The 19,676-nt window shown below is 43.4% G+C and carries 15 protein-coding genes; 11 read left to right on the forward strand and 4 right to left on the reverse strand.

Annotation, left to right across the window (positions count from 1 at the left end; genetic code table 11):
• Positions 1-52: 52 nt before the first annotated feature.
• Complete coding sequence (locus ACE1CD_RS13580; protein ID WP_374824720.1) at positions 53-2,251, forward strand: O-linked N-acetylglucosamine transferase, SPINDLY family protein; 2,199 nt, start codon at positions 53-55, stop codon at positions 2,249-2,251.
• Between the two features lie 136 nt (positions 2,252-2,387).
• Here the strand turns inward: ACE1CD_RS13580 and ACE1CD_RS13585 are convergent, their stop codons facing one another.
• Both ACE1CD_RS13585 and ACE1CD_RS13590 read right to left on the reverse strand, forming a co-directional pair.
• Complete coding sequence (locus ACE1CD_RS13585; RefSeq protein ID WP_374824723.1) at positions 2,388-3,605, reverse strand: tetratricopeptide repeat protein; 1,218 nt, start codon at positions 3,603-3,605, stop codon at positions 2,388-2,390.
• Between the two features lie 53 nt (positions 3,606-3,658).
• Positions 3,659-5,953: a glycosyltransferase gene (locus ACE1CD_RS13590; protein WP_374824726.1), complete on the reverse strand. Its 2,295-nt coding sequence runs from the start codon at positions 5,951-5,953 to the stop codon at positions 3,659-3,661.
• A 235-nt stretch (positions 5,954-6,188) separates the two neighbouring features.
• Here ACE1CD_RS13590 and ACE1CD_RS13595 point away from each other — a divergent pair, with 235 nt between their 5' ends.
• Entirely contained in the window at positions 6,189-6,989 is an 801-nt protein-coding gene (locus ACE1CD_RS13595) for a hypothetical protein (protein WP_374824729.1), read from the forward strand.
• A 52-nt stretch (positions 6,990-7,041) separates the two neighbouring features.
• On the opposite strand, the gene ACE1CD_RS13600 is transcribed toward ACE1CD_RS13595, so the two are convergent.
• Both ACE1CD_RS13600 and ACE1CD_RS13605 read right to left on the reverse strand, forming a co-directional pair.
• Positions 7,042-9,030 (reverse strand): family 10 glycosylhydrolase, encoded by a 1,989-nt coding sequence (locus tag ACE1CD_RS13600; RefSeq protein WP_374824732.1) that lies wholly within the window; start codon positions 9,028-9,030, stop codon positions 7,042-7,044.
• A 247-nt stretch (positions 9,031-9,277) separates the two neighbouring features.
• Complete coding sequence (locus ACE1CD_RS13605) at positions 9,278-10,012, reverse strand: MORN repeat-containing protein (protein WP_374797332.1); 735 nt, start codon at positions 10,010-10,012, stop codon at positions 9,278-9,280.
• Positions 10,013-10,621: 609 nt separating this feature from the next.
• On the opposite strand from ACE1CD_RS13605, the gene ACE1CD_RS13610 reads away from it, so the two are divergent.
• From ACE1CD_RS13610 to ACE1CD_RS13650, 9 genes are all read left to right on the forward strand, one after another.
• A complete protein-coding gene (locus ACE1CD_RS13610) occupies positions 10,622-11,458 on the forward strand; it encodes a photosystem II manganese-stabilizing polypeptide (protein WP_374797334.1) in 837 nt (278 codons plus the stop codon).
• A gap of 412 nt (positions 11,459-11,870) precedes the next feature.
• Positions 11,871-12,647 (forward strand): RNA polymerase sigma factor SigF, encoded by a 777-nt coding sequence (locus tag ACE1CD_RS13615; protein ID WP_374797336.1) that lies wholly within the window; start codon positions 11,871-11,873, stop codon positions 12,645-12,647.
• 260 nt (positions 12,648-12,907) lie between these two features.
• Positions 12,908-14,875, forward strand: a complete 1,968-nt coding sequence (locus tag ACE1CD_RS13620) for a hypothetical protein (RefSeq protein ID WP_374824735.1) — start codon at positions 12,908-12,910, stop codon at positions 14,873-14,875.
• A gap of 138 nt (positions 14,876-15,013) precedes the next feature.
• Positions 15,014-15,277, forward strand: coding sequence for a hypothetical protein (locus ACE1CD_RS13625; RefSeq protein WP_374797340.1), 264 nt, complete (start codon positions 15,014-15,016; stop codon positions 15,275-15,277).
• 99 nt (positions 15,278-15,376) lie between these two features.
• Complete coding sequence (gene hisS / locus ACE1CD_RS13630; RefSeq protein ID WP_374824738.1) at positions 15,377-16,669, forward strand: histidine--tRNA ligase; 1,293 nt, start codon at positions 15,377-15,379, stop codon at positions 16,667-16,669.
• Between the two features lie 6 nt (positions 16,670-16,675).
• Positions 16,676-17,008 (forward strand): DUF6883 domain-containing protein, encoded by a 333-nt coding sequence (locus tag ACE1CD_RS13635; RefSeq protein WP_374797344.1) that lies wholly within the window; start codon positions 16,676-16,678, stop codon positions 17,006-17,008.
• 15 nt (positions 17,009-17,023) lie between these two features.
• On the forward strand, positions 17,024-17,260 hold the full coding sequence (locus ACE1CD_RS13640; protein ID WP_374824741.1) for a DUF4926 domain-containing protein: 237 nt from the start codon (positions 17,024-17,026) through the stop codon (positions 17,258-17,260).
• Positions 17,261-17,545: 285 nt separating this feature from the next.
• Positions 17,546-18,658: a vWA domain-containing protein gene (locus ACE1CD_RS13645; RefSeq protein WP_374824744.1), complete on the forward strand. Its 1,113-nt coding sequence runs from the start codon at positions 17,546-17,548 to the stop codon at positions 18,656-18,658.
• A 16-nt stretch (positions 18,659-18,674) separates the two neighbouring features.
• Complete coding sequence (locus ACE1CD_RS13650) at positions 18,675-19,664, forward strand: transposase (RefSeq protein ID WP_374824747.1); 990 nt, start codon at positions 18,675-18,677, stop codon at positions 19,662-19,664.
• The last annotated feature ends 12 nt before the right edge of the window (positions 19,665-19,676 follow it).

Consider the following 19,676-nt stretch of genomic DNA (forward strand, 5'->3'; position numbering starts at 1 on the left):
TTACGCTACCCACTTTATTTTTTTGTTCATTTTTTTCAATTTCAGAATGCTTATGGCCTCCACTGACGCGGTAAATTGGCAGCAGCAAGCGCATCAATTCTTGCTGGTAGGGGACTATAGTCAGGCTGCAAATCTTTACGAACAAGGAATCGCATCTGAACCAAACAACCAATCTCACTATTGGCATTTGGGATTGATGTTGCTTTTGCAAGAAAAAGAAGCAGAAGCTCAAATGACTTGGTTCTCTGCAATAGCGGCAGCAGATGCTAACCAAATTGACCTGTGGACAGAGGAATTGATCCAAGTTCTACAAACAGAAGCCGAACGGCGAGAAACTATCTCAGACTACTCAGTTGCTTGGATAATCCGACAGCATATTCGAGAAATTAAGCCAACAGATATTAATAATTTGTTTCGCTTAATTCAGCTTGGTATTCAATTGGAAAGTTTTACAGGTGATGAATTAAACTCTTTTGACGTAATCGAGATTCTCCAATCTGGAGAAGCAGAAAATTTGGATTCCCAGTTATTAATGGAAGTATTACAGAGCGTTTTGGATACACAGCCTTTGCATCCATCATCTCTGGAATTGGCAGAAGCCTGTATACCATACATCCAAGAACCTTATAATTTTATAGATATCTTAATTTTAAATTCAGTTAAAATAGCATATTCCGCACATAAACCAGGCTTAGCAGCACGCCTTTTAGAACTGGCTTTACGTCTGGAGGCAATAAATCCAGAAGTTTTAATTCAGTTAACAAGCTTCTATCAAGATGCAGGAGAATATTCTCAAGGTATAGAAACAGCAAAGTTATGCTATTCAATATTACCGGGATTGGCAGAAAAAGTTTTCGCCAACCATCTGATTATTCGAGGTCTGATGGTGGCAGCTGGTGAATATTGGTCTGGAGTTGGCGAACTGTTCGAGAGACACGAATTGCTTTTAAATTCGCTATTTGAAGGAGAGAATACAAACCTCGACCCAACTACGGTTGTCAGGTTGTTTTCTTCAACTTACTTTTTACCATACTTTCAGGATGAGATCGGAAAAAACAGAAAACTCCAAAATCAAGTAGCTCAAATTTGTCAAGCAAATATTCAAAAGTATGCTAGCGATCGCTCATTTAAATACAGTTCGAGGAGAAATAAGGAAAATAAACGTTTAAAGATTGGGTATTTATCTCATTGCTTGAGAAGACATTCGGTAGGATGGCTAGCCAGATGGCTATTTAAGTATCACGAGCGCGATCGCTTTCAAATTCACGCTTATTTAATTAATGCCCAAAAAAGAAACGATCCGTTGCAGGAATGGTATGTGAGTCAGGTAGATAAAGCTTATAAATCTGGATTAGAAGCTGCCGAAATTACAGAACAAATTTATCGAGATGAAATAGATATTTTGATAGATCTCGATAGCATCACTTTAGATATTATCTGCGAAATTACATCCTTAAAACCAGCCCCAATTCAAATTACCTGGTTGGGATGGGATGCTTCGGGGATACCCAATGTAGACTACTTTATCGCTGACCCTTATGTTTTATCAGAATCGGCGCAAAATTACTACAGCGAAACTATTTGGCGGCTACCGCAAACTTATGTAGCTGTAGATGGTTTTGAAGTTGGCGTACCAACTTTACGGCGCGAACAGTTAAATATCGGCAACGATGCGGTGATATATTTCAGTTCGCAAATGGGATTCAAGCGAAATCCAGATATAGTTCGACTGCAAATGAAAATAATTAAGGAGGTAGAAAACAGCTACTTTTTAATTAAAGGAACGGCGGATGAAGAAGCGATCGAAAGTTTCTTTATTCAAATCGCCGAATCAGAGGGAGTTAGTGCAGAACGCCTGCGATTTCTACCAGATGTTGCTTTTGAGGAAATTCACCGAGCTAATCTATGTATTGCTGATGTTGTATTAGATACCTATCCTTATAATGGAGCTACAACTACTTTAGAAACCCTTTGGATGGGTATCCCTTTAGTGACGCGAGTGGGCGAACAATTTGCCAGCCGCAATAGCTACGCCATGATGATGAATGTGGGAGTAACTGAAGGCATTGCTTGGACAGATGAAGAATATGTAGAGTGGGGTATACGTTTAGGTAAAGATAGCGCTTTGCGGCAACAAATCGCTTGGAAGCTGCGAACATCCAGACAAACTTCTCCATTATGGAATGGTAAGCAATTTACCTGGGAAATGGAGAAAGCTTACGAACAAATGTGGCTGAGATATTTAAAATAATTGGGTGGAATGGGAGACAATTACTCGGCGAGGACAACAAAAAGCGATGTCTCAATTCAGTCAAGTGAAAACGGTAGAACAACTTGAATCTGTTTTTTGGCAAATGTTATCCGATCGCTAATTAATCCGAAGCAAGTTAGTTACCTGCTGCCATTTGCTGTATACTCGCGACGATCTCCCTAACATTTTCCACATCAGGAGATTTAAACTGCTGCAATATTTCTAGGGATTGCTGCAAGTAATCCAGCGCAGTAGCGAATTCTTCTTGCCCATCTGCTAACACCTGTCCCAGCATCGCTTCTGATGCCAATAGTTGTCCTAGTATGGATAATGTTGTGGCTTTACCGAGAACATCGCCGATGCGTTCTTTAAGTTCTAAGGACTTTTGAAAAAAAGCGATCGCTTTCTCCATCTCTCCTTGTTCGGCATAAGTACAAGCCATATCGTGGAAAACACCTGCTCTAATTTTGGCGTCTCGACAATCCCGCCATGAAGTAGCTGATAAATCTACAAAGTTCATTTCGCTGCCACAGCCAGCAAAGTGCAAAAAAAAGCTATTAATAAAAGCAGTCGTGGCACATATTTTCTTCTGGATCTGATTGGATAACAAACCTAAATCTATCTCGATTTTAGGTTGTGCTAGTAAACTATAATCTGCTGGGAAATCATCTAGTAAAAACGGGTAATGCAGTATGACGTAGGGATAAAAACACAAATTAAAGCGGTGATCGATCCAGTGAACGCAGTCTGCTTTTAGCAGTTCATAAGATAACGGTCGCATTTCGTAATGCCATTCCGATCGACCTTTTTCTTCATATCCAAAATAGGCTGTTTCTAGTATTTTACGATGGTAATGAGGGGATAATACCATAACTCCCGTTTGCACGATTTTGTCAAAGTGGGAGGGAAGGCCATAATTAATATAGTAATCTTTGGCGGTATAATCTTTGGTGAATGGTATTCCCAGCGATTCCCAGTAATTGTATTCTCTTTTTAACGTTTGAGCTAACAATTCTGGTGTAGGAGAAGACCAATAATCGACAGATCCAACTTTTTCAAGAGGAACGCCTTCTACAATACAGGGAGCGTTCGATGTATTAATCAGAATATCTGAGTCAATCCACACAATTCGCTCATAGTGTTGGGAAAATTCCTGGCTGAGGATGAGACATTTTTGCCATGCGGGAGATCTCGCCTGCGCCCTTTCTGAAGTATCCAGGGGCGTATCAATACAAATTAAATCGTATCCATACTTATCTGCATATTTTTGCCAATTGTCTTGAGCAAAACTTTGCCAAAGTTGCAAATATTTTTCGCCGATCGCTAATGTGACAATGGCTTTAGATTGTTTCATTTTACACCCTTCGTGTTGCCATGTTGTGAAACTCGGAGCCAGGTTGTTTAAGTTTACGAAAGAAACCGCGTATCCGCAAGGCTATCTAGCTCAATTAACGATATATTATCTACGCTTGCTTGTGCGATCGCTTCTTCATTTTCATTTTTCAATCTAATCCGAGAGTGAATGCGAGGTAGCAAAAATTCCCATTGCAATAAATCTAGTTTGCCAATAGGTGCAATTTCTAATCCATCAGTAACATCTATATCTTCTTCCATCAGAAGATTCATCACCACACTAGATAAAAATAAATTTACATCTATTTGTGAATCTTCAGACATACTGCTAGTATCTATAAGTAAAGTTATCTGATTTCTATCTGGATGAGTTCCCAATACCCTAATTACTGCGGCTAATTCGCTATATAAAGATTCTTCTGGTTGTAACCAATCTGGTAAAATGATAATATTAATTTCTCTTAAGTTTAGCCATCCAAGAATAGTCTGGAGCAAAACAGAACGGACTTTACTCGCCATATTTCTCCAGGAAAACTTTTTCGCTTGTGCAAAACCAGCCGTAATTAATAAATCGCGAACAGCAGGCTTTTGCACATCGCAAAGGGCATTTATCATTCCGTCAACATCTGTATATTCTACATATATTGCGGCTTCTCCTGCTACTTCTGGGAGCGAGGCATTGGGGGAAGTAATCACAGGACATCCGCAAGCCAACGCTTCCAAAACAGGTAATCCAAATCCTTCATATACTGATGGGAAAACTAAAGCTATAGCACCTGAATAAGCTGCTTTCAATTCTTCATCATTCAGGGTCAGCGTATATACTGTGCTGCCTGAAGTATAAGTTCTAAACTCATCTTCAAACTCTAAATCGAAACCAGTGCAAACAATATCAAAAGCTTGCTTGCTATATAGCTTGCCAAATGCCTGGAAAAATAAAGTACCATTTTTATATCCGCTGCGGGAACCAACTAAAATAAAGTAGGGTTTGGCAATTCCGTACTTTTTCTTAAAGTTATCAATTTCTGCTTGCGTGGCTGGCGATAAAATGCTATTAACACCGCAATGAGCTACGGTAACGCGATCGGCAGAAACATCCGGAAAAAACTTCACCAAATCTCGCGCTGTATTTTCTGATATTGTGATATAAGTAGAAGCGTGGCGAATAGCAAAATGCTTTTCCCGCCACATCGGTTCGTTAAGATTTCCTTGTAAAACTTCTGGAATCATATCGTATCCCATAAATACAGAAGGTGTAGATATAGGTGTCGTATAGTAAGTAGAAATAAATAGATCCCCATTTTCTTCATCGCATATTTGTTGCAACAATTCTCGCTCTAGCGATGTCCTACTATAACTGTAAGGTTGAATCAGTCGATACTTAATCCCAGTAACCTTTGGCGCAGTTCCGCCTCTATCAAGGACGAGAATATGTTCTGCAAATCCATCTTTTGACCATTCTTCCAGCAAAGATTGCCAAACTCGTGCAATCCCCGTTTTGTAAAGCTGGAAAAATACCCCATCAATGATTATTTTTACTCCTATTTTATCCTGTTTCGATGGTTTAATATCTATGATGTTATTCTCATCATTCTCATAACCTAATGCTTGAAAATAATCTGTTTGAGTTAAGGATTTCCTTGTTAATTGGGGGGGGTCGCAAAAAGCTAAATTTTCAAATAAAATGGGGGGGATGTTTTTCTTCGTTAACAAGTGTATGGATGCGCCATTGGAGTAAATTTGAAGACCTAGCTTTGCTGCTACTATCGATAATGCTTGATGTGTGTAAATTGAAATATGTTGCCCTTCTAGCAAGGAATAGTATAACCACTCTTGCGGTTTTGGATTGTTAGCTGGTAGTAATTCTGTACTGAACAAAATGTTTGTTGAATATTTGAGGAGTTGTTCAATTTCTTCGACGGGATTTACCAAATGCTCAAATAATTCAAAAGCTGTTAATAATTCATAAATAGTATCATTTTTTTTTATTTCAAAACCTTGAGCAAAAATATTTGGACAAAATTTGTCTTCCCAGTAGAAATCAAACCCTAAATCTCTCATCAGCCTCACAAATAAGCCATAGCCACCACCATAATCTAAAAATTTACCTTCATCGTTAAATATGGTATTAATTATATTTGTGGAGATTTTTGAAAGCATGATATTTCTAGATACCAAGCCCACATCACTCTTAGCAATAGGATTAGAGTATGCCTCTGACAACCAATATGGTTCTTCAGTTTGAACAAATCTACAATTCGGACATTGCAAATAATCAACATCGTATTTATTTAATAGTTTCGCCTTGGCAAAAAAGACTGATTCAGATTGACAAATTTTGCATTTCATAGTTGCTTAAAATTTTTAACTCGCTTGGGAGTGATTTTGTGAGCAAAACTGCCTGAAACTATTGTTAGCGGAGAGGGTACAATTTCTAAAATACCCAATTTTTACAAAATATTGCTCATTCGTAACAAAAATATATTAGTATAAATGTACTATATTAGGGATTCATATGGCCATATAGAGGGTTGAACTATGCCATATTATAAAGGTAGTGCGTAAAGTTAGTAAGCTGATATCCATGTTTTTACCATCTTGGCGAAAACTAAATTCATCGCTGGTTCTCTCCGGAGTTACCTTGTTGTGCTTGTTGGCGATCTCTCTTTTGCAAGTGCCCCATTTAAACCAACTCCTGTCTAAATCAAAAAATGCCTCAGACGCAGATTTAAAAAAGGAAATGGAGGCAGAAAGAGTCCGTTTGAATTTAATTAAAAATATTCCTTCCTTGGGCTTTAATAATTTAATTGCCGATTGGGTAATGCTTAATTTCTTACAGTACTTTGGTGACGATCCTGCACGCGATCGAACGGGATACGAACTCAGCCCAGAATACTTTGATATTATAGTGCAGCGAGATCCAAAGTTTTTAGACTCATATATTTTTATATCTAGCAGCGTTACGATGTATGCCGGTAAACCAGAAAAATCTGTGGCTTTAATGGAAAAAGGATTAAAGTCACTCTCTCCCCAACTGCCAGGAAGATATTATTATGTTTGGCGCTATAAAGGAATAGATGAATTACTCTTTTTAGGGAAACCAAAAGCAGCCCAACGCTCCTTTGAAATGGCGGCGCAGTGGGCTCGCCTTCGTTCCGATCCGGAAAGCCAAAATGTAGCCACCCTTTCTGAAAGAACGGCTACTTTCCTATCTAAAAACCCCAATAGCAAGTTAGCGCAAGCTGGTGCGTGGTCTATGGTATTGGGGAATGCTGTAGACGATCGCGTCCGCAAGCTTGCCATTACCCGTATTGAAGCGCTAGGTGGTAAGGTAAATATCACGCCTGAAGGAAGATTTGAAGTTACCCTGCCAAAAAAAGACTAATCTCGTTCCTGATTAATTGTTTGCGATCGATTACTAACACAATAACTAATCACTAACAACTAATCACTACTCCCGCACTTTCATTACCCATCCTGTCCACCGCGCACAAAGCATAAGTTCCCGGTTCAACAGCAGCAATATTTGTCGCCGCCGAAAAAACTTTCAGCAGCGTCCACGTACTGCCATTTTGCTTATAAAGAGTCCAAGAACGAATATCTGCATTGTTGGTAGCATTCCAATTTAGCTTACCATCTTTAACGATCGCTCCCGTTGGTACAGTCGGCGGTACAGCATCTATCCACTGCATTATCGGTACTAATGCAGGTTGGCCATAAGTCGAGTTTTTGAGAGCATCAGCAATGCCCAAACGATTTTGTAATAAATCCTTCATACTATAAAAAACATTACCCAAAGAAAGACGATCGCTCAAACTGCGACTAATCTCAACTTGTCTGGTAATTTCCGCAACCGTCCAGCTTTTTCCATCCAGCAGTCCCAGCTTATTACCAGTATAAATATGTTTGCCCTTGGGGTTATTTTCAGTCCACCATTTCAGCAAAACAGGATAACTTTGTGCTGGCGGATCGATCCGCCAGTAAAGTTGTGGCGATAAATAATCAACCCAACCTTGTTCCAACCATTTCTTCGAGTCTGAATAAAGCTCGTTATAAGCATCCAATCCGCGAATTTGAGCAGGTTGTCCCGGACGGTAAATTCCAAATGGCGCAATCCCAAACTTAACATAACGCTTTTCGGCGTGAATTCCATCAGCTAGACGACGCACCATTTGATTAGTATTTTCTCGTCGCCAGTCACCTAAAGAAAGTTGCCCTCCGGTTTTTTGATAAGCAGCGTAAGAGTTGCCATCCGGGAAACTTTGACCCGCAATCGGATAGGGATACCAATAGTCATCGATTTGAATGCCATCTACATCATAGCGACGCACAACATCGAGAATTACGTTGTAAGTCCAGTCCCGCACAATTGCAATTCCTGGGTCTACCCAAAGTTCGTTGCCATATTTGCAAACAACTTCAGGATGAGTAACTGTAATGTGAGGGGCGACATTCGGTGATGGTGATGTGGATGTTCTGACGCGGTAGGGGTTGAACCAAGCATGAAGTTCGATATTGCGCTTGTGGCTTTCTGCGATCGCAAACTCTAGAGGGTCATAAAATGGTTCTGGAGCTTTGCCTTGAGTTCCTGTTAGCCCAGCACTCCAAGGTTCCAATTTAGAGTAATAAAAAGCATCCCCTTCTACGCGCACTTGTAAAATTAAAGCGTTGAAGTTTAGCGCTTGTATAAGATCGAGTATCGCGATCAGTTCGGCTTTCTGTTGGGCAACTGAAAGAGTCTGTTTTGAAGGCCAATCAATGTTCCAAGCCGTTGTCACCCATACACCCCGAAATTCGCGTTTGTGGCTAACGCTGACTGTTTTTTGCAGCGTAACTATATATTCTGATGGAATGGGAGTTACCTGTTTGAGATAAACTAAAGCTTGATAAATAAAAGTCGCCACCTCGCCACGGCTGGCAAACTCAAGCGGTCTGAGCATTTGCAAATTGGGATAGTTAACCACCATTTCTGCGCTGGTAGCGATCGCGATCTTATCCCTGGCATAACTGGGAATAAAATTGGCATCTTGATAAATTTTTGGCAGTTCTGCATTGAGATTAACGGTAGTGCTAATTCCCAAACCGCTAACCAACGAAATGAGAGCTTGTACCCTAGTAATCTTGTCTTCCGGACGGAAGCGCCCATCCGGATAACCTGATAAAAACTCAGTTTCGTAAGCTTTTTTTATAGCAGCCGCAGCCCAGTAATTAGAACCGACATCCACAAAAGGTACATACTTTCGCTGCCCGGGTCTCGGAAAAGCTTTTACTACAATTGCCGCAAACTCAGCGCGGGTCATAGCTTGGTTGGGTCGAAAAGTTTTGTCGGGAAAACCGCTCACAATACCGCGCTGCGTTAAGCCTTCTATAAATAAACGTGCCCAATGATTTTGAACATCAGAGAAACCAGTCAGGGAAGTTACCATATGCAGCTAAATTTAGAGTCGTGCATCTGCTCGATCGATCGCAGGATACGTAATGTATACCGACTCTAAATACAGGTAACCGGATATTTGCCAATTAAAGATGAGAATTCGGCATAGGGCATTGACGATCGAAAATTATGAATTTTCAGCAACGAGTTTTTTATGCAAAATTTTAGTACTAACGCATAATAGATAAATGTAGGGTTAATTCATGAATTGACCCTACATTTTATACTCTGCTGAGAACCTATCGAATCGGTTCGCCCTGACGGAACTGTCCTGAAAATTGCTCACCGTTGGGATATTTAATTGTGCCTCTGCCATGAGGTCGCCCACCGCGAATTTCTCCCCGGTAGTTGCCACCCTTTGGGTCTGTGCAACTTCCTCTACCATCGAGATCGTTATTGAAGAACTCTCCTTGACAGCGCGTACCATCTTTAGATACGTACAATCCCAGTCCATTAGGTTGGCCTAAAATGAACTGTCCCTGATAGCGATCGCCACTCGTATATGTGATTGTCCCTCTACCGTGAAACTGACCGTCGCGAAACTGTCCATCGTAGCGAGTGCCATCAGAGAATACAAATGCCCCACTGCCATTAGGCTTTCCGTTGCGGAACTGTCCCTGGTAGCGGTTATCGTTACTGTAGATGAATTCTCCTCTTCCATTCGGCTGGCCGTTGAGGAACTGTCCCTGGTAGCGGTCTCCATTACCGAAAACAAACACCCCTATGCCATTCGGCATACCATTGCGAAACTCTCCTCTGTAGGTATCTTTGTCACTTCCAGTCCCACCGTATACGCATACGCCTCTACCGTTGAGAGTCAGAGAATTAGGTTGAAACGAGCCTTGACAGTAGGTGCCATCTGCAAATGTTACTACCTGTCCCTGTGATGGGAGCGGATGAATAATGTTAGCGCCGATTTCCAAACAAGATGCGGTTAATACTATAATTCCTACTTTCTGAATTGAGCCAAACATGGGTCAACTGTCTCCTATTTATGCCTGCATCTCACTGTTTGAACAGGCCACTTACTCATTTGCTTATGTCTCAATTATTAGCTAAAAGTTTTTTCTTACCCTTACTTAGCATAAAAAATCTTTTTTGGAGCTTTGGCCCAAAAATAAGAGCCACTCAGTCAAACTTAACAAAAATAAATTTATCTTAAAATAAATTAATTCAAACAGAGTTTCCTTAAGCTCAAGACTTATGCAGCAAGCATCTTAGGTCGATCGCCAAACACAGTCTGAGGCTGCAAGCTTTGTCAGGAGCCCTCTCCGAGCCGCCCAGAGCGTTACATCTGCGTTCCCAGAGGAAATGCCTAAGTCCTCAAGCCGTAGGATGAAGCGCATTTTTCTGTAAAATGCTCTATGAGATTTAGCCGAGCCAATATAAAGATCTATGAATTCAGCCTAAACTAGGCAGCAGTTCAACAGGTTGATATTTACGAATCGTGCTTCTCCCCACTCGCGGTATTGAAGCCACCGCTTTGCAAGACCGGAGTCAATGCGCCCGATTCTTTATGGCAGTGGCAGTGATTTTGGCATTCGAGATTAAGTAGAGACTGAGGTTAGGTATTGAGGTTGACCATGAGATTTCGCGGTTTAATCGTTGCATTCCTGGCATTGTGCTTGTGCGTGCTAACTGCTTGCAGTGAAGGTTCGGCAACTGCTACCAGCACCGAGCAATTGACTTACGACGATATCAGGGGTACAGGTCTGGCAAATAACTGTCCGCAGTTACAAGAAACGACTCGCGGTGCCATTCCCCTTAATGCCGGTGAGTCTTATGTAATTAAAAATCTGTGCTTACAACCGACAACTTTCTTCGTGAAGGAAGAGCCCGCCAACAAACGGCAAGAAGCTGAATTTGTTCCTGGCAAGTTGTTGACGCGGTACACATCCAGCATTGACCAAGTACAGGGGCCACTGAAAGTAAATGAGGATGGTAGCCTGACTTTTTATGAAAAGGACGGTTTAGACTTCCAAGCCATCACGGTGCAACTGCCAGGAGGCGAAAGAGTACCTTTCCTGTTTACGATCAAAAGCTTAGTAGCCACAACCCAGCCGGGTGCGGAAAGTATTAATACCTCCACGGATTTTGAAGGTGAATTTAGAGTTCCCTCCTATCGCGGTGCGACCTTCCTAGACCCGAAAGGTCGCGGCACGGCGACTGGGTATGACAACGCAGTCGCTCTCCCAGCTTCAAGCGATGCTGAAGAGCTGACTCGTACCAACGTTAAGCGTACTGAAGTCAAAAAGGGTAGAATTTCGCTGCAAGTGGCGAAGGTAGATAGCACTACGGGTGAAATTGCTGGCACTTTTGAGAGCGAACAGCCCTCGGACACCGATCTGGGAGCCGCCGAAGCCAAGGAAGTGAAAATTCGCGGTCTGTTTTACGCTCGTCTGGAACAGTCGCAGGCGTAAATTGGCGCATCAAGCCCCAATATTTTAAAGGGTCTTGACGATCCGATCGCAAAAAAAGGGCGCATTGCGCCCTTTTTTTCTCTACTCCAGTTTGTTGTCAGTCAACACAGCCAAAAATTTCAGTAGAAATGAGGTTGTATGCTTGGTTAAATATCATTAATCTGTAAAGAGTGACTTCAGCATCGCGGCAAAACAGGTAGTCGCTTAAAGCTATCAGTAACTCCAAAACAAAATATATTTGGGGCTTTATTTGGTTAAGCTTTATGTTCGGGTTGCCTGTGGCTAGTTCTAGGCCATGCAAGAGGCGATCTCACCGCTTAGCCGATCGCAGATCACAGCTTCTTAACTGCCAAGTAAGTAAGACTGAGTTGGGCGTATCCTGGCTTCTTGTATCTACCCCACGAACTCCACCATGTCTACGACTCTATCTCATAGTTTGAAAAATGATAGCTTGCAGCTGTTGCGAGAGTACCAAAAATCGCGATCGGCTGCTGTCCGCAACGAGTTGGTCAAACTCAATTTCGGATTGGTCAGAAAAGAAGCGCATTACTGGAGCAATCAATGCTCGGAAAACTACGAAGACTTACTCCAAGTGGGCTGCTTGGGTTTAATCCGAGCTATTGAACGGTTTGAAATCTGTAAAGGTCATGCCTTTAGCTCTTTCGCCCTTCCCTATATTCGAGGTGAGATTCAACACTATTTACGCGATAGAGGCTCGTCTGTTCGCATTCCGCGACGCTGGCTGACGCTGCAACGGCAGGCTCAAACAGTAACGCGGGAACTGCAAGAGGATCTCCATCGGCAGCCAACCGATGCCGAAGTGGCAGCAGCACTGGGAATTTCGGCACCAGAATGGCAGGAAATTAAATTGGCTTGTCAAAATCGTGCGCCTCTGAGTCTGGATACACCGATAGGAGATGAGGAAGAGGGTTCCACTTGTCTGGGAGAACTCGTTCCCGATCCTCGCTATCGCAGTTTTCAGTTAGCGCAAGAAGACCAGATTCGCCTGCAACAAGCTCTGGTTCAACTGGAAAAACGCACGCGAGAAATATTAGAATTTGTTTTTCTACAGGATTTAACTCAAAAAGAAGTTGCAGAACGCTTGGATATCAGCGTGGTAACAGTGTCCCGTCGTGTCAAAAAGGGGTTGGACTCCCTCAAGCAGTTGATGGGAGGAAGCAACGACTGAAGTCAGGCTCTTTCTATCGAGTCGATCGCACTTACTTCATGCCAGCGACATTTTCTAGGAGTCAAAGTTAAGAGCAGTAGGTATTTTCCCATAACGGAAATAACCTACCAGTCGGCAACACTTGCAAGTTTTTGATAACAAAACTCTTAACTCCAGCTGTACTTTTGAGATATAAATGTACCAAGCACGCGCTTTGTGTCCGGCAATCGGATGAGCCGGCCTTTGTGGCAGATGCAGGTAAAGCTTTTGGGAGACTGGCAATGCGTCAAGTTTCGTTCCTTACCTTTGTAGCGACGCTGGCTCTTTTTACGGGCGGATGTAATTTTTTTGGTGGAGGTGGTGGTGAAAGTAGTACTTCTCCTACGCCTACTACTAGCTCACCAGCCGCTCAGTCACCGACTCCGGAGTCTTTTCAAAGTCCGTTGGTAGAGCAGCAAAATAAACGAACGCCAGCTGCGGTACAACAATCCACTATTGCAGCAGCAACTACTCCAGAATTGATTCCACCCACCGACCCGGATAAGCGCAGGGCAGAGGTGGAAAAGGAAAAGGCTCAAGCAGCAAAAGACCCGTTTGGTTTGCTTCCCATTCCGCCATCTCCCACTCCAGAGGTAGGTACAAACGCTCCCAGCGCTCGCACAACACCGCCTCAAGCAAGTGTGCCTCAAGTACCGCAAGTGCCAATCGCACAAGCGCCGAAGTTGAACGTAAGTGACCAGGCTACCAGCAGAGGAGTTCCTCAACTACCCGATGTGTCAGTAGCACAACCGCCTGCACTGACTGTTCCTCCCACGGTTAACACAAATGTCAATCGTAATGTTAATGGTGTATCTGGAGTATCAGGTGGCGGAGCGCCAACAAAACGAACTACGCTACAACCACAACGCCGCAAGCCAGAGTATACAGACGGACTGGGCAAACTGCCGAAACCCCCTGCATCCACGGTCAGCACGATCGCAAGACAAGGGCAACGCACTCCAGTAACGGCGACCGGAGTCGCTAAAGCCCCAAAACCCACTCAACAGGTGGCAAGAGCAGTAGCGCAACAACCGCAGCGACAACCACCTAAAGAGATCGCCAAAGTACCACAACCTCGTCCCGCTGCTAGCAATGCGATCGCCAGAGCGCCAGAGCGCCCGCAACAAGGAAGCAGAACGCTAGCGAAAGCGCCACAACGTCGTCCCGCTGCTAGCACTGCGATCGCCAGAGCGCCAGAGCGCCCGCAACAAGCAAGCAGAACGCTAGCGAAAGCGCCACAACGTCGTCCCGCTGCTAGCAATGCGATCGCCAGAGCGCCAGAGCGCCCGCAACAAGCAAGCAGAACGCTAGCGAAAGCGCCACAACGTCGTCCCGCTGCTAGCAATGCGATCGCCAGAGCGCCAGAGCGCCCGCAACAAGGAAGCAGAACGCTAGCGAAAGCGCCACAACGTCGTCCCGCTGCTAGCAATGCGATCGCCAGAGCGCCAGAGCGCCCGCAACAGCGACCAAACGCAGTAGCGCGACAACCGCAACGCAGGGCACAAGCAACCAGAACGCTCGCCAAAGCACCGCAACGTAGCCAACAGCCAACCATCAGAGTGGCGCAGCAACCGCAACGCACGCAACAAGGAAGCAGAACGCTAGCGAAAGCGCCACAACGTCGGCCCGCTGCCAGCAATGCGATCGCCAGAGTGCCACAGCGCCCGCAACAGCGACCAAACACAGTAGCGCGACAACCGCAACGCAGTCCGCAACTAGCTAGCAGTGTAGTAGCAGCAGCACCCGCAACAGGGAATCGACAAAATACAGCTCAGGCTACTCCATCTCCGGTTGTTCCCAATACTCCTAATGCCACGCCTAGTACTCCGGCGATAATTGCGCCGCCTCAACCCCCCGAAATTCCCGTACTGCCGACTCCTCCAGACCCAGTTCTGGCCAAAGGAGTTGAAGTTTCGGGAGTGATAGTCATCGGTAATGAGCCGACAGCGATCGTGAAAGCACCGAATGAAGCGACAAGCCGATACGTCAAGGCTGGGCAGCGGTTATCAAACGGGCAGGTGTTGGTCAAACGAATTGACATGGGAGAAGGATCTGAGCCGATCGTGATTCTGGAGCAAAATGGAGTGGAAATCTCCAAAGCTGTTGGGGAAAGACCGCCGACTGCTGCACCATCGGGGGGACAACCGGGGGCACAACCGGCTGCTCCGGCTTCACAACCGCAGGCTACCCCTCCAGGGACTACGGTCTAAGTACTGCTAGAGTGCGATCGACATCAAAAAAACCTCACCCCTTTCGCCCTCTTCCCTCGTGGGGAAGGGGGTGCTATTTATCACCTCTGCGTTTCTCTTAGGGATGTTTTGCTGCAATATATATTAGGAGAACAAAGGATGAAAATGGCTGGAGAAAATCAGAGATATCAAGTTGAATTTCCTAGAATGCCGCTAGCGGTGTATCGGGAACTAGCAACTCATCTGCGTCAAGTGGAAGGGGTGCAAACAAGTCTGATACCGCAGCAGTCTCAGGAATTCGATTACGATCGCTCTCAGGTAGGGAGTCTGTGGATTGAGTATTCAGAAACTGTTGACGATCTATCTCGCCAACGGGTAGAGCAGATTTTACAGTATTATCGGGAACGGTACGGCACAAGGTAAGGAAGAATTTTGGATTTTAGATTTGAATTCAATTTGAAATCTAAAATTTGAAATTTCTCAATTACCGATTACCAATTACTAATTACTAATTACTAAATCATGGGTACAATTCAAGCTTTACGGGGAACGCGGGATATTTTGCCAGAAGAGATCGTTTACTGGCAATGGGTAGAATCTGTGGCGCGGGATATCCTGGGTAAAGCAAGTTATCAAGAAATTCGCACGCCGATTTTTGAGGCAACTTCTCTGTTTGAACGCGGTATCGGGGAAGCTACCGATATCGTTGGTAAAGAAATGTACACCTTTATGAGTCGGGGCGATGAAAAGTATTCGATGACTTTGCGCCCGGAAGGTACGGCTGGTGCTGTGCGATCGTACATTCAAAATAATCTCTACGCTCAGGGTGGGGTGCAACGTCTTTGGTATACTGGGCCGATGTTTCGCTACGAACGCCCGCAAGCTGGGCGTCAGCGCCAGTTTCACCAGATTGGGGTGGAGGTTTTGGGGAGTTCGGATGCGCGAGCGGATGCAGAGGTAATTGCGATCGCTACCGATATCTTACAAACTCTCGGACTGCAAAACCTGCGCCTTGATATTAATTCAGTGGGTAATCCTACTGATAGACAGCAGTATAGACAAGCACTCGTTGATTTCTTCACTCCTTACAGTTCCGAGTTAGATGCAGATTCGCAAACTCGCCTAACCCGCAATCCTCTAAGGATTTTGGATAGTAAGGATAAGCGAACTCAGGAAATCGCCCAGAATGCTCCTAGTATATTAGATTACTTGGGTGTAGATTCCAAACGGCATTTCGATCGAGTATTGCAGCTATTAACAGATTTGGGTATTTCCTATCAGTTGAATCCTCGATTGGTGCGAGGATTGGATTACTATACTCACACCGCTTTTGAGATAATTTCTGATGATTTGGGAGCGCAAGCAACGGTTTGCGGCGGTGGTAGATATGATGGTTTGGTAGCAGAATTGGGTGGGCCAGATACGCCTGCGGTTGGTTGGGCGATCGGTTTGGAAAGATTGACTATTCTGTTACAAAAAATGCGAGAAGCACCGCAACAAGTGCTGGATTTTTATGTAGTTTCTAGAGGAGAAAAAGCAGAGTCACAAGCCTTGATTTTGGCACAAAAATTGCGACAATTTGGGTTTAGTTTGGAGTTAGATTTAAGCGGAAGTGCGTTTAAGAAACAATTTGCTCGCGCTGATAAAAGTGGCGCGGTTGCTTGTTTGATTTTGGGAGATGCAGAAGCAGAAAATCAAACCGTAAAATTGAAGTGGATGACGACTAAGGAACAGCAGGAAATTTCGCAGTTTGATTTGTTCGAGAAGGTGGAGGAATTGCGAAAGGAGATTGATAAAATTAAGGAAAAGCAGTAATTTTCTATGAAACTTCCCAATCCTGAGCGTGCTATTATTGATATAAATAAACTCTCAGGATACAGTCTGAATCCACAACATCCAGATGGGCAACACAAAGCCCGTGTTTTTGAAGCTGCTTTAGGGCTAACTGTAAATGATCTTGAAGAGTTAAGGTTAGCCTTGCTACAAGCTATCCAAGTTTATGAAGCAATTCCCGATCGAAGTAATCCATACGGTCAAAAATATATCGTGGATTTTCATCTGCGTAGACTGGGAAAAGAAGCAATCATTCATAGTGTATGGATAGTTAGAAATAATGAAGATTTTGCTCGGTTGGTAACTTGCTATGTTCTTTGAAAGGAATCACGTTTTATGATAAATGAAAATATTAAATTACTGGATGTAGTTGCCTTACTGGAAGATATGCCAGAATTAAACTTATACCGGGGTCAGGTTGGAACTGTAGTTGAAGAGTACGAACCGGGAGTATTTGAGGTAGAATTTAGCGATTTTAATGGTCGTGCTTATGCTTTGGAAACATTACAAGCTAAGTATTTGATGATTTTACATCATTCTCCCCTTAAAGATGAAATGTTAGTAAACAATTAAAAGGCGATAAGATAGCGGCAAAAAGGGAAATATTAACTCAAGTTGGTAGTTATAAATATTGATGTTTAGATCCCCCTAAATCCCCCTTAATAAGGGGGACTTTGAAGGCAGTTCCCCCCTTATTAAGGGGGGTTAGGGGGGATCAAAAGGGCTTAAAGTCATAACTAGCAACTTGCGTTATTAAGCAATTTTGCAGATTCCTAGCCGCGTAGCCTCCAAAACGCATATTTCCTCAGAAGTAGATACAATATTTAGATATCCGCTTCTGGTATAATCTTTTTCACCGTGACTCCACCTACCAAAGTTACCCCAGGGCAGCCTCTCACTTCTTTACAAAAATCAGGTCTGGAATGGGTCGTTCGCCTGCATGGGGGGAGAGATGTTGTATTAGCGATCGATCTAACGGAAAGTGTAGGCTTAAATGACGAAGGACGCAATCGCCTGCGTCAGATTGTCCAAGATAGCCTGCACCCCGGCGATTCCGTTTACGTCGTTCCTTTCGCCACTACCACAAATCCCCTACCGCCACCTATTCAATTTGGTGGGAAAAAAGAAGATATTGATAAAATTTTGCAAGTTGTACCGCTCGAACGCGATCCCAATGTTCGCAATACAGATATTCAACAAGCTGAATTAACTATATATCAAAATTTTGCTCAAGTCAATCAAAATCGACTGCAAGAAAATCAACCAATTAAACCGCAATCAGTTGTTTGGATTACAGATGCACCGCTTTTCACTTATTCAGGAAATGAGTGGATTGAAACACCTGCTGAAAGTCCTTTTCGGCAAGAAAATTCTCCAGAAAGTCAACAACGGCGCGAGTGGATTAAAGCTTTGCCAATGCACGGTCGCAAATTGGCAATTAGCACTAATGATAATAAAGAATACAACCTGACAGTTGTCGATATTCCTCCCACCGTTCAGGAGTTATGTACTCCCGCGCCGGGAGGGAAAGAAACTTGTTTAGTTACGCCTTATTTGATTAAGCAATTGTGGCTACCTGCGTTAATTTCAGCCATAGTATTTGTTGCTTTAGTGATGGCGGGAATCAAATTTTATCGCTTGCAACGGAAGTGGGAATTAGTTGTAGATTTTACGGCTACGGAAAAAGAAGAAGACCAAAAGTGTTATTTAGCGCACAACAAACGAATTGCTATTGGTGAGTATGATTCTACTTGTGTTGATTCGATTGACACTCCAGGGCCAGAAGTGAGAGGATATTTAGAACGGAAAGGTGAAAAACTTTATTTAGTGCCAACTGGTGACGCACCAATTTATTATAACGGTCGGGAAATTACAGTGCGAACTCTGATTACTGGATATCGGATGAGGTTGAATTGTCCAGATCCTAGAAAGCGTCGCGATTACGAGGTAGTTATTAAAGTGATAAAATAGGAGGAAAATGAATGAGATGAACACACCGATAGCGGATTATGATAATAGTTGGAAACAAGCGAGCGCCAAAACGAAAGAAACCGGGTTTCTGTCTGCTACTAAATTGTCAGTTCCAAGTATTTATGCTAAAGAAACCCGGTTTCTGTGTAAAATAGATTGGGGTCGCGGTTTCCAAGTTTTGGAACAAGAATTGCAACAAATAGTAGGGGAAACTGAATCAGGAAAACGAGTAGCAGATAAACTGTTTCAAGTTTGGCTTTTGGATGGATCGGAAACTTGGGTTTTGATTCATATCGAAATTCAAAGTCAAACGGAATCGGACTTTGCCAAACGGATGTATCAATATAATTATCGAGCTTTTGAAAAGTACGATCGACCTGTGATTAGTTTAGCAATTTTAGGGGATGAAACAAATTCTTGGCGACCATCTGTTTATGAGTATAGTTTGGATGGTTTCCAGTTGCGAATGCAGTTCCCGATCGTAAAAGTGTTGGATTACGAAAGTCAATGGGAGGTTTTGTCACAAAGCGATAATCCTTTTGCGATTATGATTATGGCGCATTTAAAGACAAAAGCGACGATTGGAAATCTCGAAAACCGAAAGCTTTGGAAATGGACTTTGGTACGAGGACTTTTTGAGAAAGGTTACAATAGAAACGATATCGTACAGCTATTCCGGGTGATCGATCGAATGATGGCTTTATCGACGGAACTTCAACAACAATTTAAACAAGAAGTAAATCGCTATCAGGAGGAAAGAAGAATGCCTTTTTTAAGCAGGATTGAAGAAGAAGCAATGGAAGCGGGAATTCAGCAGGAACGCCAACAGACTTTGCAAGTTGTTCGAGAAAATGTAATTGAAATTTTGCAGATGCGCTTTCAAGAAGTACCGCATGAATTTAGTGATGTGCTGAATAAAATCAATGATGTCCCGATTTTGAAACAGCTACATCGACAGGCGCTTACTGTTAGTTCAATTTCGGAATTTCAGCAACTAATTTTTTGAGGTATAAAGAAA

Origin of the sequence: Aerosakkonema sp. BLCC-F183, assembly GCF_041929145.1 — a bacterium.
Lineage (GTDB): Bacteria > Cyanobacteriota > Cyanobacteriia > Cyanobacteriales > Aerosakkonemataceae > Aerosakkonema.